A 15,039-nucleotide genomic window follows, 5' to 3' on the forward strand; every position below is an offset into this window, starting at 1 on the left:
CTACAGCCCCTTGGTCTTGATCGTGATCGTGCTGCCCTCGGGGGCTTGACCGCCGCCCGCGACGGACTGGCTCTCGACGGTGTCGCCGAGGAAGGGGAAGTTCTTCTCGACCTTGACCTCGAAGCCCGCGGACTCCAACTCGCTGGTGGCGTCGTCGACCTTGTCCCCGACGACATCGGGGACCTCGATCATCCGCGGTCCCTTGGAGACCGTCAGCGTGATCGTGTCGCCGCGGGCCAGCTTGGCGCCCTCGGCCGCGGACTGCTTGGCGACGGAGCCCGCTTCCTCGGGGGAGTTGATCCGCTCGGGGGCGACCTTGACCTTGAACCCGGCGTCCTTGAGCGCGCTGGTGGCGTCCGCCAGGGTCTCGCCGGTCACGCCCGGTACGTCGATCGGGGAGCCCTTGCTGACGACGAGGGCGACCGCGGAATCGGGGCTGCGTCCGGTCCCGGCCTCCGGATCCGTGCTGATCACCGAGCCCTGGTCGATCTCGTCGCTGAACGCCTTGGTGACCACTCCCGGCGCCAGACCGAGCTTCTTCAGCTCGCGTTCCGCCTTGGTGAGCGGCTGGCCCTTGACGTCCGGGACCCGGACGATCTCCGGGCCGCGCGAGATGACGATGATCACCGAGCCGTTGCCGCGGATGCGCTCATTCGTCGCGGGGTCGCTGTTGATGACCGTGCCGCGTTTGACCGTCTCGCTGAAGTCGTACCGGACCTTCTTCACATCGAGCCCGGCGCTCTTCAGCTGCTGCCTGGCATCCTTCTCGGTCTTGCCGATGAGGGCCGGGACGCGGGTGAACTGCCCGGAGTTGATGTACCAGACGCCCGCACCCACGCCGAGCACCAGGAACACCGCGACCAGCGTCGCGACGACGCCGCGCCTTGGCACGGACCGGCGCCGGGACTGCTGGGGCTGGTGCGGCGGCTCGGAAGGCGGCATCGCAAGCCGGGTGGTGTGGTTGACCACCGGCTCCTCGCGGGCGAGCACCCGCGGGATCACGTCCGTGGCGTCCTCCTCGTGCGCCCGCTCGCTCCCGCCCTCCGCCGTGTCCTGGGTGTGCGCCTGCGGCGGCACCAGGTCCAGCTGCTCGTCGCCGAGCGGAGCACGGGCCTCGCGGACCTGCGCCAGCAGCGCCACCGCGTCGTACGGACGGACCTCGGGATTGCGGGCGGTGGCGCTCGCGACCAGCTCGTCGAGCTCGACGGCGAGCCCGGGGACCAGCGCGGACGGCGCCGGAATGTCCTCGTTCAGATGCTGGAAGAGCACCTGGGCGGGGGTGTCTCCGGCGTGCGGCTTGCCGCCGGTCAGCATCTCGTAGAGGACGACCCCGCAGGCGTACACATCGGCGCGGGTGTCGGCCGTGCCGTACTCGATCTGCTCGGGGGCGAGGTAGGAGACCGTGCCCAGCACCGTGCCGGTGGTGTTGGTGACCGAGCCCACGGCTCGTACGAGACCGAAGTCGGCGACCTTGACCCGGCCGTCGTCCCCTATCAGCACGTTCTCCGGCTTCATGTCCCGGTGGACGAACCCGGCCCGGTGCGCCGCGCCGAGCGCCGCCAGCACGGGCTCCAGAATGTCGAGCGCGGCCCGCGGCTGGAGCGCCCCGCGCTCGCGCAGCACGTCGCGCAGGGTGCAGCCCGCGACGTACTCCATGGCCAGATAGACGTACGCGCCCTCGGCGCCCTGGTCGAAGACCGCCACCACATTGGGGTGGGCGAGACGCGCCACGGATTTGGCCTCGCGGATGAAGCGCTCCACGAAGGAGGCGTCGGTGGCGAGGGCCGGGTGCATCACCTTGAGCGCGAGCACCCGGTCGAGTCGGGTGTCGACGGCCCGGTAGACCGTGGCCATACCGCCGACGGCGATGCGCGCGTCGACGCGGTAGCGGCCGTCGAGCACCTGCCCGACGAGGGGGTCCTTGAGGGTCGTATCCACGCTGGTGATTCTACGAGCCACCGGTGACACGGCTGACGACTCGGGGCGGGACTGGAGCCGAGCTGTAACGCTGCGCGGGCCTACGCCGGGGGCTCCGCCCCCGGGACCCCCGCGCCTCAATCTCCCCCAGACTTCGTCCGGGGGGACTCCCACGGGGCTTGAATTTTCTGCTGGTCGGCCTGAATCCTCGGGTCGACCGGCGGAAATCAAGCCCGTCCGGCGATTGAGGACAGCGCCCGAAGGGCGTCCGGGGTCTGGGGCGGAGCCCCCAGGCGGCGGAGCCGTAAATCGATGCAGCGGGTAGGGGACTGGCTCCGCGCTCCGGTCAGAACGCGGGCCGCTCCGGGTCGAGGACCGCGCGGCCCTCGTGAGGGGACGACGCCTCGGCGAAGTGCCGACGCGGAATGCGCCCCGCCCGACGCGCCAGCCGCCCCGCCTCCACCGCATGCCGCATCGCCTCCGCCATCAGCACCGGCTCCTGCGCGCGAGTGACCGCCGACGCCAGCATCACCGCCGCGCAGCCCAGCTCCATCGCCAGGGCCGCGTCGGAGGCCGTGCCCGCGCCCGCGTCCAGCACGACCGGCACGCGCGCGTGCTCGACGATCAGCTGGAAGTTGTGCGGATTACGGATGCCGAGACCGGAGCCGATCGGCGAACCCAGCGGCATGATCGCCGCGCAGCCCGCGTCCTCCAGCCTCCGGGCGACCACCGGGTCGTCATTGGTGTACGGCAGGACCGTGAAGCCGTCGTCGACCAGCGTCTCGGCCGCATCCAGCAGCTCGATCGGATCGGGCAGCAGGGTGCGCTCGTCCGCGACGACCTCGAGCTTGATCCAGTCGGTGCCGAGGGCCTCGCGTGCGAGCCGGGCGGTCAGCACGGCTTCGCCCGCCGTGAAGCAGCCCGCCGTATTGGGCAGGACGCGGATGTTCAGCTTCTCCAGGACGGACAGCACGGAGCCCTGGACGGTCGGGTCGAGGCGGCGCATCGCGACGGTGGTGAGTTCGGTGCCGCTCGCGACGAGGGAGCGTTCGAGTACGTCGAGGCTGGGTGACCCGCCCGTACCCATGATCAGGCGGGAGTTGAACGTGGTGCCGCCGATGGTGAGACGGTCGTCGGCCATGCCGGTCAGCCTCCCTGTACTGCGGTGAGGACTTCGACGCGGTCGCCGTCGTCGAGGAGGGTGCCGGACCACTGGCTGCGTGGGACGACCGCTTCGTTGACCGCGGCCGCGACCCCGGAAGGGGCGGCGGTGAGGGCCGCCACCAGGGTGTCCAGGGTGGTGCCGGTGGCGAGCTCACGGGACTCGCCGTTGACGGAGACGTTCAGGACATTCATGCGGGCTGCTCCTGGGGCACGGGGGAGAAGCGGCGAGGAGTGAAGGGGAGGGCCTCGTCCGGCAGCTCGCCGGTGACCAGCACGGCGGCCATCACATCGCCGGTCACGGGCGTGAGGAGCACGCCGTTGCGGTGATGGCCGGTGGCCACGTGCAGGCCGGGCAGGGCGGTCGGGCCCAGCAGCGGGGCGTTGTCCGGGGAGCCGGGGCGCAGACCCGCGCGGGTCTCGGTGAGCGGCAGCTCCGTGATGCCGGGCACCAGCTCGTGCGCGTCGCGCAGCAGCTCGTACACCCCGCCGGCGGTGACCGTGGTGTCCCAGCCCAGTTCCTCGCTGGTCGCGCCGACGACCAGCTCGCCGTTCGCGCGCGGCACCAGATAGACGTGGCTGCCGCGTACCACGGCCCGTACGGTCCGGGAGAGGAAGGGTGCGTACGCAGGCGGCACGGTGAGCCGCAGAACCTGGCCCTTCACCGGCCGTACCGGAGGCAGCACATCCGCCGGCACACCGTCGAGACTGCCGCTCAGTGAGCCGCCCGCGAGGACGACCTGGTCCGCGGTGAGCTCGCCGGCGTCCCTCAGCACTGCTCCGGCCGCCCGGTCTCGAACCACCGAAAGACGCTCCGCCCAGCCGCGGTGGAAGACCACCCCTGCCCGCTCGCAGGCCGTCACCAGCGCCGCGGCCAGCCGCCGCGGATCGACCTGGTGATCGCCGTCGACTCGCAGGCCCCCGCGTACGCCCGGCGCGAGCATCGGCTCCAGACGGCGGCATTCACGCCCGGCCAGCCACTCCGACTCCAGGCCGGACCGGCGCTGCAGGGCGTGCAGTTCACGCAGGTGCGCGCGGTCGTCGGCGTCGAGCGCGACGGCCAGCGTGCCGCATGCGCGGTAGCCGACATGCTGCCCGCTCGCCTCCTCGAGCTCGGCGACGAACGCCGGATAGCGCCGGGCGGACTCCACGTTGAGGCCGAGCAGCGTCTGCTCGCCGTAGTGCAGCTCGGTGACGGCGGCGAGCATGCCCGCCGCGACCTGTGCCGCCCCGCCGCCCGGCTCCGGATCGACGACGGCGACGCGCAGTCCGCGCTGCGCCGCACGCCAGGCCGTGACCAGGCCGATGATTCCGCCCCCGACGACGAGGACATCTGATGTACGAGACATGGGCGTCCAGCCCCTCCCTTCGCCGGCATGACCCGGATCAGGTTCGTACGGTCGGAGGCCGTCCAGCCTCCCTCTCAGCCCGGTGCGCCGGGCTCCCGCGAGTGCCTTACGGTGGCCACCCTAACCCCAGCCCTCAACTCGCAGTAAGGGAGCAGCAGCTGTGGCACGGTCGCTCGACGGACTCGTACTCTCGCCGGTCGCCGACCAGGCTCCGGGCCAGGTGGGGACCCGCACCCGGTTCACGTACCACGAGCGGGACGGCCGGATCTGGGCCGAGTACGAGGGCGGCGACGTGGTCCGCGGCCACCTCGTGGGGACGCGGGAGGGCGACCGGCTGGACTTCCGGTACGTCCAGCTGAAGACGGACGGCCGGACGGCCTCCGGGCACTGCGTCTCGACGGTGGTCGAGCTCGAGGACGGGCGAGTGCGCCTGGAGGAGACGTGGGAGTGGGAGTCTCAGGAGGGCAGCGGGACGAGCGTTGTCGAGCAGCCGGTTACCTGACGGGCTGTCAGATGCGTAAGGTTGTCGGGTGAGCGAGCAGCAGACAGCACAGGGCGTGCGGCGCGTGGTCGTCGTCGGCGCGGGGATGGCCGGCGTGCAGACCGCCGTGGCCCTGCGCGAACAGGGGTTCCCGGGCCCGGTCACAGTGATCGGCGCCGAGCCCCACCAGCCGTACGACAGGCCCCCGCTCTCCAAGGCGATCCTGCTCGGCAAGGCGGAGGGGTCGGCCTTCGAGCTCGACTTCGAGGCGCTGGACATCGGACTGCGGCTGGGCTGCGAGGTGACCGGCGTACGCCCGCAGGCGCACGAGCTGGACACCGAGGCAGGGCCCGTCCCGTACGACGTCCTCGTCATCGCCAGCGGCGCGGAGCCGATCACGCTGCCCGGCGCCGAAGGCGTCCCGGGCGTCCATCTGCTGCGCACCCTCGACGACGCCGCCCGGCTGCGCCCCGTCCTCGTGCGGCAGCACGACATCGTGGTCGTCGGCGCGGGCTGGATCGGCGCGGAGTTCGCGACAGCCGCCCGCGAGACGGGCTGCTCGGTCACCGTCGTCGAGGCCGCCGACCGCCCCCTCGCGTACGCCCTGCCCGCCGAGGTCGCCGCCCCGATGGCCGACTGGTACGCGGAGTACGGCGTCGAACTTCTCACCCACGCGCGCGTGGCCGACGTCGAGCCCGGCACGGTGATCCTCGCGGACGGCCGGCAGCTCCCGGCCGGGGCGGTGGTCGTCGGCATCGGCGCACGCCCCGCCACCGGCTGGCTCGCCGACTCGGGCATCGCGCTGGGCCCGGACGGAGCAATCACCGCCGACGAGCATCTGCGCACCTCGCTGCCCGATGTGTACGCCGTCGGGGACTGCGCCTCCTTCCCGTCCGGCCGCTACGGCGAGCGGCTGCTCGTGCACCACTGGGACAACGCCCTGCACGGGCCGCGCACGGTCGCCGCCAATGTCGTCGCGGGCGCACTGGGGCAGCCGCTGGAGGTCTACGACCCGGTGCCGTACTTCTGGTCCGAGCAGTTCGGGCGCTTTGTGCAGTACGCGGGCCATCACCCGGCCGCCGACACGAGGGTGTGGCGGGGCAATCCGGCGGACGCCACGTGGTCGGTGCTGTGGCTGCGTGAGGGCGCGCTGGTCGCGCTCCTCGCCGTCGGCAGGGCCCGCGATCTGGCGCAGGGGCGCAAGCTCATCCTGGCCGGCGCGCGGCTGGATCCGGATCTCGCCGCCGACCCCTCCGTCCCTCTGAAGGCGGCGGCTGTCCAGGGCTGAATGCGGGCTGCTGTCCGGGGTCCGGCTACCGACTGTCAGTCTGGGATGGCACGCTTGTCCTGTGACCGAGATTGACGCAAAGATCGATGCTCTCGTCCCCGCCTGGCTCCACCTTCCCGACATCGCGGAAATGCTCGATGTCGAGGTGACACGCGTACGGCAGCTGGTCAAGGAGGGCCAGCTGATCGCCGTGCGCCGTGGTGAGAACCGCGCGCTTCAGGTGCCTGCCGCCTTCATCGACGGCAACAAGGTGGTCAAGGGTCTCGCCGGGACCCTGACGCTCCTGAAGGACGACGGCTTCACCGACGAAGAGATGCTTGAGTGGCTCTTCACCCCCGACCCGACCCTGCCGGGCACGCCCGCGCAGGCGCTCAGCGAGAATCGCGGCACGGAGGTGAAGCGCCGGGCCCAGGCGCTCGCCGTCTGATGTCCTGAAGACAACACCACGCGGTGTGCGGGCAGGGGGGCCAGTGGCTCCTGCCCGCACACCGCCGACCCACCCGGGGGGAACACCCATGTCCACGGCTCGTGCGCTGCTGTCCGACGCCCGGCTCTATCTGTGCACGGACGCCCGCAAGCAGCAGGGCGACCTCGCCGGGTTCCTCGACGCCGTGCTCTCCTCGGGGATCGACATCGTGCAGCTGCGCGACAAGGGCATGGAGGCCGCCGAGGAGCTGGAGCACCTTCAGGTCTTCGCCGACGCCTGCCGCAGGCACGGCAAGCTGCTCGCCGTGAACGACCGCGCGGATGTGGGCCATGCCATCGGCTCCGACGTGCTGCACCTGGGGCAGGGCGATCTGCCGGTCCCGGCCGCGCGCGCGATCCTCGGAGACGAGGTGCTGATAGGCCGCTCCACGCACGCCGAGTCCGAGGTCGACGCGGCCGTCGCCGAGGAGGGCGTGGACTACTTCTGCACCGGCCCCTGCTGGCCCACCCCGACCAAGCCCGGGCGGTACGCCCCCGGACTCGGCCTCGTGCGGTATGCCGCGGGGCTTGAGACCGGCCGGCCGTGGTTCGCGATCGGCGGGATCGACGCGGGCAACCTCGACGAGGTGCTGGACGCGGGCGCGCGCAGGATCGTCGTCGTGCGGGCGATCACCGAGGCCGACGACCCGGCAGCGGCGACGGCCTCCCTCGCCAAGCGGGTGCGGGAGCGTATTGGATAACTGTCCGAAGGGTGGACAGTAACCCGGCAAATTCGGACATATTTCCTCTGTTCGGTTGGGTGACCGGCGCGCCCTGGATAACCTGCGGGTATGGCCCTCGGTACAGCTTCGACCAGGACGGATCGCGCACGGACCGTGCGCGAGCTTCTTGCAACCGGCAAAACTTCCTACTCCTTCGAGTTCTGGGCGCCCAAGACCGAGAAGGGCGAGCGGAATCTCTGGAATGCGCTCCGCAGGGTCGAGGCGGTCGCCCCCAACTTCGTCTCCGTGACCTATGGAGCCGGCGGCTCGACGCGCGCCGGCACGGTCAAGGCCACCCAGCAGATCGCCGCCGACACCACTTTGACGCCTGTCGCGCACCTCACCGCGGTGGACCACTCCATCGCCGAACTGCGCAACATGATCGGCCAGTACGCCGACGCCGGGATCCGCAATATCCTCGCCGTCCGGGGCGACCCGCCCGGCGACCCGATGGGAGAGTGGGTCAAGCACCCCGAGGGCGTGCGGTACGCCGCCGAGCTGGTCCGGCTGATCAAGGAGTCCGGTGACTTCTGCGTCGGCGTAGCGGCCTTCCCCGAGATGCATCCGCGCTCGGAGGACTGGGACACCGACATCCGGCACTTCGTCGACAAGTGCCGGGCCGGCGCCGACTACGCGATCACGCAGATGTTCTTCAGGCCCGAGGACTATCTGCGGCTGCGCGACCGGGTCGCGGCCACGGGCTGCGAGACCCCGATCATCCCCGAGATCATGCCGGTCACCAGCGTCAAGCAGCTTGAGCGGTTTGCGCAGCTCAGCAATGCCGCGTTCCCGCCGGATCTGAAAGAGAGGATCCTCACCGCCAAGGACGATCCGGCCGCTGTACGCTCCATTGGCATCGAGTTCGCGACGGAGTTCTGCGCAGGACTGCTCTCCGAGGGAGTCCCCGGACTGCACTTCATTACGCTCAACAACTCCACGGCGACGCTTGAAATCTACGAGAATCTCGGACTGCACGAGCAGTCGTGATCGGTCGTACCGGCCCCGACCCGGGGCGACGGCCGTAGGAGAGGGGCGGGCATGGGCTGGACGGTCCTCTATATCGCGTTCGGTGTCGTCGCGCTGTGGCTGCTCGGTGAGGTGCTGCTGCAGTACAAGGCGCGGCTGCGCTGGAGACTTCTCGCCTTCGTCGGATTCCTCGGCGTGGTCTTCGGCGTCCTGCTGCCCTCCGTCGTGGTGATCGCGGTCGGCGCGATCGCCTTCGCCGTCGGCCAGACGTATGTCACGCTCTCCTTCCGCCGCGGCTTCTCCACGGGCTGGGCGCTCGGCGGAAGCCCGGGCGTGAGCCCCCGCCGCAAGTCGGGTGCCAAGTCGGGGGCGGCTTCGCACGAGCCCTCGCTGGAGGTCACCGACCTCTCCTACGAGCCTGCCGCGCCGTACGAGCCCGACCCGTACGAGTCCGGTCCGTACGAGCCCGGTCCGTACCAGCCCGCCGCGTCGGCGCCGCAGCCGGAAGCGGTCTACGAGCCGCAGCCGCTCCCGGACGACACCGGGCAGTACGGCGTGTACAGCGAAGCCGCCTACGCGGCCCAGCAGCAGGACCAGAGTCAGAACTACGCCCGGTACGGCGGCGCGTACGACAGCTACTCCGGCTACGGGCAGCAGCAGCCGGCGGGCCAGGACAGCTACGCCGGGCAGTACGACTACGGCACAGGGCAGCAGCAGCAGTACGCCGCGTACTCCGACCCGTATGTGGGCGGCCAGCAGTACAACACGTACGAGACGTACGACAGTTACGGCGGCCAGCAGCAGTACGCCGACCCGTACGCCCAGAACCAGTACAACGAGACGCCGCCCGGCGGGGTGTGGGTGCCGCAGCAGCGCGACGGCGAGCAGGAGGTGCCGCCGATGCCGCAGGAGCAGCCCTCCCCCTACGGCTACGACACCGGGTACAACGAGCAGCAGTACCGCTACTGACAGCCGGATACCGGCGGCTGGTCACTGACAGCCGGTTACCGGGAGCGGGTTACTGGGAGCCGCGGAAGTCCGCGCCCTCCACGATCAGCCCGGCCACCAGCGCCCCCGACATTCCCGCGTGCGCAAGACCGCCGCCCGGGTGCGCGCGGCCGCCCACCAGATACAGGCCGGGCAGCCGTGTGCTGTTCGCGGGATGCAGATAGCGGCCGCCCTCCCCGGCGAGCGCGGGCGCGGGCAGCGGTCCCGTCTCGGCGGGCGTCAGGGTCTCGTGCCACAGCAGGCGCTCGCGTATCTCCGGTACGGCCGCGGACGCGGCGTCGATCAGCACCTCGGCGTACCTCTCGCGCAGCGACGCATGGGTCCAGTCGACCGGGCTGCCGTGCCCCATGACCGTCGCGGAGAGGGTGACCGCCTCGTGCTCGTCGTCGGGGCGGGTGCGGGGGTCGTCGGGCCGCAGCACGGTGACGGTGGGCCGCTCGGCCGTCTGCCCGCCGAAGACCGCGGCCGCCTCCGCCCCGGCGTCGGGAGAGTGCAGCACGCTCCGGTGGACGGCCGATGCGGGCCGCGCCCCGCGCAGGGCGAGCAGCACGGTGAACCCGCCGGGCAACTGCCCGCCATCGGCGCCCTGTTGAGGCCGTACGTCGCCGTCCCGCCACAGCTCGTGTCCGACGAGATCCGGAGCCTCGGCGCCCGCCACCACATGGTCGGCCTCGGCGACGGTGCCCCCGGCGAGCTCGACCCCCGCCGCCCGCCCGTCCTTCTCGACGATCCGGGTCACCTCGGACCCGAAGACGAACTCCACCCTGCGGGCCAGACATCGCTCGTAGACCGCGCTTGCCAGCTCGCGCATCCCGCCCTCGACGTACCAACTGCCGAAGGTCTGCTCCATGTACGGCAGCAGGGCGGCGCTCGCCGGGGCGTACCGGGGATCCAGGCCGTACGCCAGGGCGTACCCCTCGAACAGCGCCGCAAGCCGCGGTTCCGCAAGCTCCCACGCGGCGACCTCGGAGACCGTGGAGGCCTGCCGGGCGCGCAGCAGCCTGCGCTGGCGCGGAGCTGGATACGGATCGCGCTTCAGCACCTGCCAGTCCGTCCACAGCGGCTCTTCGAGCAGTGGTCGCCGGGAACGGTCCCAGGCGTCCCTGGCCCGCCCGAGGAACGCGCCCCACCGCTCGCCCGCTCCCGCGCCCAGCGCGGCTTCGAGCGCGGTGACGATGCCGGCCCGCGAGGCGTTCGGCAGGGACACCTCGGTGCCGTCGGCGAACACATGACGGCTTGACGGGTCCACCTGGACCAGCCCGACGCACTGCTCCAGCGGCTCCTTGCCGGTCTTGACGAACAAGTCCCGCCAGACGGCGGGCAGATGCAGCAGACCGGGGCCGGTGTCGAAGACGAAGCCGTCGCGCTCGAACCGGCCCACCGCGCCGCCGTAGCTCGCCGAGCGCTCGTACACCGTCACCCGGTGGCCTGCCACGGCCAGCCGGGCGGCAGCCGCCATGGCGCCCATCCCGGCGCCGATCACCGCAATCCGTGCCATGTCCGCGACTTTATCGGCACACCTCGGACCCTCGGATCCCCGGCCGCCTCGCGGCGCTGCCCCGGCGACGACCAGCGCATCGGTCCGAGAGGGAGTACGGACGCGGACGCGATCGTGACCAGTCGGCCTGCCGGGCGGGTGGGGGTGAATACGGACGGCTGAGTATCCGTACCTAGTGGGTGAGATGAGTACGCGCGCGGATGGGGTCTCACCTGCGTAGAAGGAAGAGTGGAGACCACGGAAGGGGCGCGGCGCCGGTACCGCCGGCACGGGGCGGCGGAACGGCGCGGCACCCCCGACGGAACGGGGGCGCACGACGGAGGGCCCGATGACCAGGGTCCTCCGGCACCACGGGGGAACGGGGGAGACGGGGGACACGGGGGAACGGGGGGACACGGGGGTAACACGCCGGTCCGGCGGGGCTCGGGGGGATCGAGCCTCGCCGGACCGGCACTTCTGTGTCGTACGGCCCCTCACGTGGCCGCAGGCGCGGGCCTGCTCGTACCGCCCCTTCAGCGGCCGCTGACGCGGCCGTGCAGCAGCCGCGACAGGGCCGCGTGCACATCGTCGAGCGACCGCTCCGGCTGGAAGGCCTGCCAGTCCAGCGCCGCCACCAGCACCATCCCGACCAGCGCCGCCGCCGTCAGCGGAATGTCGATCTCCTCGCTCAGCTCGCCGTTCTCGACGGCCTCCCGCAGCACCGTCTCGACGACGGCGACCGCCTGCTGCCGTACGACGAGAAGCGTCGACTGCCAGGCCCTGTTGGTGCGCCACAGTTCGGCGACGTACAGCTGGGTGAAGGCCGGATAGCGGTCTATGAAGCCCAGACCGGCCTTGATCATCGCGTCCAGCGCCTCGACCTTGGTGCGGCCGTGCTCCGCAGCCTCGTCGGCGGCGGACTGCAGCGAGGCGGTGAGCAGGCCGACGCCGTACCGCAGCAGCTCCTCGAAGAGCTCGGTCTTGCTCTTGAAGTTGTAGTAGACCGTGCCCTTGGCGACCCCGGCGCGTTCGGCGATCTCGTCCACCGTGGTGGCGGAGAAGCCCTGCTCGGCTATGAGCGTGACCGCGGCCTCGTAGAGCCTTGCCCGGGTCGCCCGGCGTCTGGTGCTGGTGCTGTCCATGGCGTCCATGGTGTCGATTCTCACAGGTCGGCCCGCCTCACAGACTCAGCTCGGGGTGCAGACGGTCGAGCGTCCACACCTGCTTGCGCCGCGCGGACACGGCGGTGAGCGCGATCGCGCCCGCGGTGAAGGCGATCAGCACCGCGCACGCCTGCCAGACCGGGCCGAGTCCGCCGCCCGTGATGAGCCTGCGCAGCGCCTCGACGACGTAACTCATCGGGAGGAAGGGGTGGATGGCGTTGAAGAACCCTGGGCTGGTCTGGACGGGGTAGGTTCCGCCGGCCGAGGTCAGCTGAAGCATCAGGAGGGCGAGCACGAGGATCCGGCCCGCGGCCCCGAAGCGTGCGTTCAGCCACTGGATGATCGCGGCGAAGCAGCAGGTGACGAGGGCGAGGAAGGCCACCGTCCCGGCCGCGTACGCCATCTTCATGCCGAGGCCCCAGTGCAGTACGGACATCAGCGCGGCGACCTGGGCCAGGCCGATCGCGGCGACGGGCAGCCAGCCGGCCACGGCGATCCGCCAGGCGGAGGCGCCGGCGGCGAGGGCCCGCCGGTTCAGTGGCTGGATGATCATGTACGCGACCATCGCGCCCACCCAGAGGGAGAGCGGGATGAAGTACGGGGCGAAACCGGTGCCGTAGTTGGGCGCCTTGTGCAGCGACTGGCTGGCCAGCTTGACGGGGTCGGCCATCACCTCGGTGCGGCGGTCGCGGTCCTTCTTGTCGTAGTCGGGGATCTTGTCCACGCCGTCGTTGAGTCCGCCGGCCAGCTCGGTCGAACCGTCGGCGAGTTTGAAGAGGCCGCCGTCCAGGCTGTTGGCGCCCTTCTTGAGCTTGCCGACGCCGCTGTCGAGATCGGTCGAGCCGGTCTTGGCGCCGCCCAGGCCGGTGTGCAGTTTGTCCGCGCCCTGAGCGACCTTCTTGGCACCCGAGTTGAGCTCGTTGATCTTTGCGACGGCGTACTCCAGGTCCTCGTCCAGGCGCGGTGACCGCTTGGCGAGGTCCGTCGCCTGCCGCTGCAGCGTGGCGAGATGGCCGTCCAGCGTCTTCAGATTGCCGTTGTTGTCCTTGATCAGGGCATTGACGTCGTCGGCGACCTTGGCGACATCGGCCGCCGTGTCCTTGGCGGTCTTGAGGTCGGAGCAGAGGGCCGGGTCGGGCAGCACGGCGTCCTCGCAGCGCGCCTTGTAGATGCTGCTCAGCTTGTCGGCCGACTTGTGGGCGAGGGCCGCGCGGCCGGGCGCCGTCTTCACGAGGATGCCGAGGTTGCGGCGTACCGCCTGGGACGAATCGGCGACCAAGCGGGCCGTGTCACCGATCGTCGTGCCGTTGTCCTTGAGGTACGGACGGACGTCGGCGGCGATCTTGTTGACCTTGTCGGCGAGCGCCTGGGTGCCGTCGGCGACTTTCTGCGAGCCGGTCTCGAGCTCGCCCGCACCCTTGTTCAGCTTGGTCAGGCCGCCGGCCAGCCTTCCGCTGCCGTCCTTGGCGTCCTTCAGGCCGTCCGCGAGGTCCTTGGAGCCCTGCTTCGCCTTGCCGACCCCGTCCTTGAGCTTGTCGGCGCCCTTCGCCGCCTTCTCGGTCGCGTCATGGATGTCGGAGAAGGAGATGAAGATCCGGTCCAGGAACGTGCGGGAGGTGTTGGTCGATGCGGCCGTGCGCACCTCCGAGAAGACCGTCCGCGAGATCTGACCGACGATGTAGTTGTTGGCGTCGTTCGTACGGACCTGGAGGGCGCCGGTCTCGGGGGAGTTGCCCGAGCTGGACGCGATGCGCTCGCTGAAGTCCTTCGGCATGGTCAGCGAGAGGTAGTACGCGCCGTCCTCGACGCCCTTGCGGGCATCGGCGGCGCTCACCTCGTGCCATTCGAAGACCTTGCTCTCGCGCAGGCCCTTGGTGATCTCGTCGCCGGCGGCGATCTTCTTGCCGGCGGCGGTGGCTCCCCTGTCGTCGTTGACGAGGGCGACGGGGATCTTGTTGAGCTGTCCGTACGGGTCCCAGAAGGACCACAGGTACAGCGCGCCGTAGAGCAGCGGCAGCAGCAGGACCGCGACGAGTGCGGCGCGCGGCAGCTTCCCCCTGCCGAACCGCTTCAGCTCAAGCGCGGCGAGTTTCGGCGATCGCATCGGCCGTCCCCTCCTCGTCTTCTGTGGTGCTTTCTGTGGCGTCTTCGGTGGTGTCTTCGGCCGTCTCGGTGTTCTCGGCCGTGCCGGTGTTCCCGGTCGTCTCGGTGCTTTCGGCTGTGCCGGTCTCTTCGGCTGTGCTGGTGCTTTCGACCGCGGTCGTGCGGATGGCGGTCGTGCCCTCGGGCGCCTGGCTGCACACGGCGAGCACCGTCGTGCCGGCCTCGGCGACGGAGCGCAGCAGCTGCCAGGCCTCGGCCCGGTCCACGTCGGAGAGCTTGAGGTCGGTGTCGTCGACTGCGAGCAGGCCGGGGCGGCCGATCAGCGCGAGGGCGACGTACAGGCGCATCGCCTCCAGCCGCTCCAGATCGCGCACAGAGGTGCGTTCCTGCTTGGGGAGTGCGGCCACGTCGAGTCCGGCCGCCTCGAGTGCCGTGTCGATACGGCTCCGGGCCGCGGCGATCCTCTCGGCGCGCGGGCGCAGCAGGGCACGCAGCGAGCCGTCGAAACGGCGCTGCAGCAGGGCCCGTTCGCGCAGATGCTCGGCCACGGTCAGCGCGGGGTCGAGCTCGCTGACCCCAGGTACCGGTCCGAGCGCGCTGATCCTGCGTACGGCCGCCATCTTGCGCGGTAGCGGCAGACCGCCGACCTCGGCACTGCCCTCGGTGGGGCGCATCCGGCCGGTGAGCGCGAGCAGCAGGCAGGTGCGGCCGGAACCGGACGGGCCCTCGATCGCGATGAGTGAGCCGGGCTCCGCCTTGATGCTCACCGAGCGGAACGCCCAGCCGCGGGGGCCCTTGAGCCCCAAGTTCTCGGCGGTTACATCCGCCCCGTGCGGGCTGTCCACGCACCCTCCCCCATTTTTGTACTGACCAGTCAGTGCAAAAGTACCTCCGAACCTGTGATCGAAGCAAAGGCGCAGGTCAGAGCCGATTGTCAGT

Annotated in this window: 14 protein-coding genes and 1 riboswitch; of the genes, 6 read left to right on the forward strand and 8 right to left on the reverse strand. The window is 71.0% G+C overall.

Annotation, left to right across the window (positions count from 1 at the left end; translation table 11 throughout):
* The 4 genes from pknB to thiO all read right to left on the reverse strand — a co-directional run bounded on the left by pknB (position 1) and on the right by thiO (position 4,427).
* Positions 1 to 1,938 carry a Stk1 family PASTA domain-containing Ser/Thr kinase gene (gene pknB, locus ACH492_RS18455; RefSeq protein WP_398987770.1) on the reverse strand — a complete coding sequence of 646 codons (1,938 nt, stop codon included), beginning with the start codon at positions 1,936 to 1,938 and terminating at the stop codon, positions 1 to 3.
* A gap of 325 nt (positions 1,939 to 2,263) precedes the next feature.
* Positions 2,264 to 3,058: a thiazole synthase gene (locus tag ACH492_RS18460; RefSeq protein WP_398987772.1), complete on the reverse strand. Its 795-nt coding sequence runs from the start codon at positions 3,056 to 3,058 to the stop codon at positions 2,264 to 2,266.
* 5 nt (positions 3,059 to 3,063) lie between these two features.
* Entirely contained in the window at positions 3,064 to 3,273 is a 210-nt protein-coding gene (thiS, locus tag ACH492_RS18465; protein ID WP_398987775.1) for a sulfur carrier protein ThiS, read from the reverse strand.
* Positions 3,270 to 4,427, reverse strand: coding sequence for a glycine oxidase ThiO (gene thiO, locus ACH492_RS18470; protein WP_398987776.1), 1,158 nt, complete (start codon positions 4,425 to 4,427; stop codon positions 3,270 to 3,272). The genes thiS and thiO overlap by 4 nt, the downstream gene beginning before the upstream one ends.
* Positions 4,425 to 4,536, reverse strand: a riboswitch (TPP riboswitch). It overlaps the preceding gene by 3 nt.
* Positions 4,537 to 4,587: 51 nt before the next feature.
* Between thiO and ACH492_RS18475 the strand changes: the two genes are divergently transcribed.
* From ACH492_RS18475 to ACH492_RS18500, 6 genes are all read left to right on the forward strand, one after another.
* A complete protein-coding gene (locus ACH492_RS18475; protein ID WP_307664015.1) occupies positions 4,588 to 4,929 on the forward strand; it encodes a hypothetical protein in 342 nt (113 codons plus the stop codon).
* A gap of 85 nt (positions 4,930 to 5,014) precedes the next feature.
* A complete protein-coding gene (locus ACH492_RS18480; RefSeq protein ID WP_398988368.1) occupies positions 5,015 to 6,196 on the forward strand; it encodes an NAD(P)/FAD-dependent oxidoreductase in 1,182 nt (393 codons plus the stop codon).
* A 61-nt stretch (positions 6,197 to 6,257) separates the two neighbouring features.
* Complete coding sequence (locus tag ACH492_RS18485; RefSeq protein WP_307664016.1) at positions 6,258 to 6,623, forward strand: Rv2175c family DNA-binding protein; 366 nt, start codon at positions 6,258 to 6,260, stop codon at positions 6,621 to 6,623.
* 88 nt (positions 6,624 to 6,711) lie between these two features.
* Positions 6,712 to 7,362: a thiamine phosphate synthase gene (gene thiE, locus ACH492_RS18490; protein WP_398987779.1), complete on the forward strand. Its 651-nt coding sequence runs from the start codon at positions 6,712 to 6,714 to the stop codon at positions 7,360 to 7,362.
* Positions 7,363 to 7,452: 90 nt separating this feature from the next.
* A complete protein-coding gene (gene metF, locus ACH492_RS18495) occupies positions 7,453 to 8,370 on the forward strand; it encodes a methylenetetrahydrofolate reductase [NAD(P)H] (protein ID WP_307664018.1) in 918 nt (305 codons plus the stop codon).
* Between the two features lie 51 nt (positions 8,371 to 8,421).
* Entirely contained in the window at positions 8,422 to 9,318 is an 897-nt protein-coding gene (locus ACH492_RS18500) for a hypothetical protein (protein WP_398987781.1), read from the forward strand.
* Positions 9,319 to 9,367: 49 nt separating this feature from the next.
* On the opposite strand, the gene ACH492_RS18505 is transcribed toward ACH492_RS18500, so the two are convergent.
* The 4 genes from ACH492_RS18505 to ACH492_RS18520 all read right to left on the reverse strand — a co-directional run bounded on the left by ACH492_RS18505 (position 9,368) and on the right by ACH492_RS18520 (position 14,945).
* Positions 9,368 to 10,855 carry a phytoene desaturase family protein gene (locus ACH492_RS18505; protein WP_398987783.1) on the reverse strand — a complete coding sequence of 496 codons (1,488 nt, stop codon included), beginning with the start codon at positions 10,853 to 10,855 and terminating at the stop codon, positions 9,368 to 9,370.
* A 512-nt stretch (positions 10,856 to 11,367) separates the two neighbouring features.
* Positions 11,368 to 11,976: a TetR/AcrR family transcriptional regulator gene (locus ACH492_RS18510; protein WP_398987785.1), complete on the reverse strand. Its 609-nt coding sequence runs from the start codon at positions 11,974 to 11,976 to the stop codon at positions 11,368 to 11,370.
* 37 nt (positions 11,977 to 12,013) lie between these two features.
* A complete protein-coding gene (locus tag ACH492_RS18515; protein WP_398987787.1) occupies positions 12,014 to 14,101 on the reverse strand; it encodes a YhgE/Pip family protein in 2,088 nt (695 codons plus the stop codon).
* Positions 14,073 to 14,945 (reverse strand): ATP-binding cassette domain-containing protein, encoded by an 873-nt coding sequence (locus ACH492_RS18520; protein ID WP_398987789.1) that lies wholly within the window; start codon positions 14,943 to 14,945, stop codon positions 14,073 to 14,075. Before ACH492_RS18520 ends, ACH492_RS18515 begins: the two co-directional genes overlap by 29 nt.
* Positions 14,946 to 15,039 lie beyond the last annotated feature (94 nt).

The organism is Streptomyces sp. NPDC019443, from assembly GCF_044389785.1.
Lineage (GTDB): Bacteria > Actinomycetota > Actinomycetes > Streptomycetales > Streptomycetaceae > Streptomyces.

What these genes read in the sequence shown, in the direction of transcription:
- ACH492_RS18460 (WP_398987772.1), bottom strand. Translation starts at nt 3,058, where the DNA reads ATGGCCGACGACCGTCTCACCATCGGCGGCACCACGTTCAACTCCCGC.
- thiS (WP_398987775.1), bottom strand. Translation starts at nt 3,273, where the DNA reads ATGAATGTCCTGAACGTCTCCGTCAACGGCGAGTCCCGTGAGCTCGCC.
- thiO (WP_398987776.1), bottom strand. Translation starts at nt 4,427, where the DNA reads ATGTCTCGTACATCAGATGTCCTCGTCGTCGGGGGCGGAATCATCGGC.
- ACH492_RS18480 (WP_398988368.1), top strand. Translation starts at nt 5,015, where the DNA reads ATGGCCGGCGTGCAGACCGCCGTGGCCCTGCGCGAACAGGGGTTCCCG.
- thiE (WP_398987779.1), top strand. Translation starts at nt 6,712, where the DNA reads ATGTCCACGGCTCGTGCGCTGCTGTCCGACGCCCGGCTCTATCTGTGC.
- metF (WP_307664018.1), top strand. Translation starts at nt 7,453, where the DNA reads ATGGCCCTCGGTACAGCTTCGACCAGGACGGATCGCGCACGGACCGTG.
- ACH492_RS18500 (WP_398987781.1), top strand. Translation starts at nt 8,422, where the DNA reads ATGGGCTGGACGGTCCTCTATATCGCGTTCGGTGTCGTCGCGCTGTGG.
- ACH492_RS18505 (WP_398987783.1), bottom strand. Translation starts at nt 10,855, where the DNA reads ATGGCACGGATTGCGGTGATCGGCGCCGGGATGGGCGCCATGGCGGCT.
- ACH492_RS18510 (WP_398987785.1), bottom strand. Translation starts at nt 11,976, where the DNA reads ATGGACAGCACCAGCACCAGACGCCGGGCGACCCGGGCAAGGCTCTAC.
- ACH492_RS18515 (WP_398987787.1), bottom strand. Translation starts at nt 14,101, where the DNA reads ATGCGATCGCCGAAACTCGCCGCGCTTGAGCTGAAGCGGTTCGGCAGG.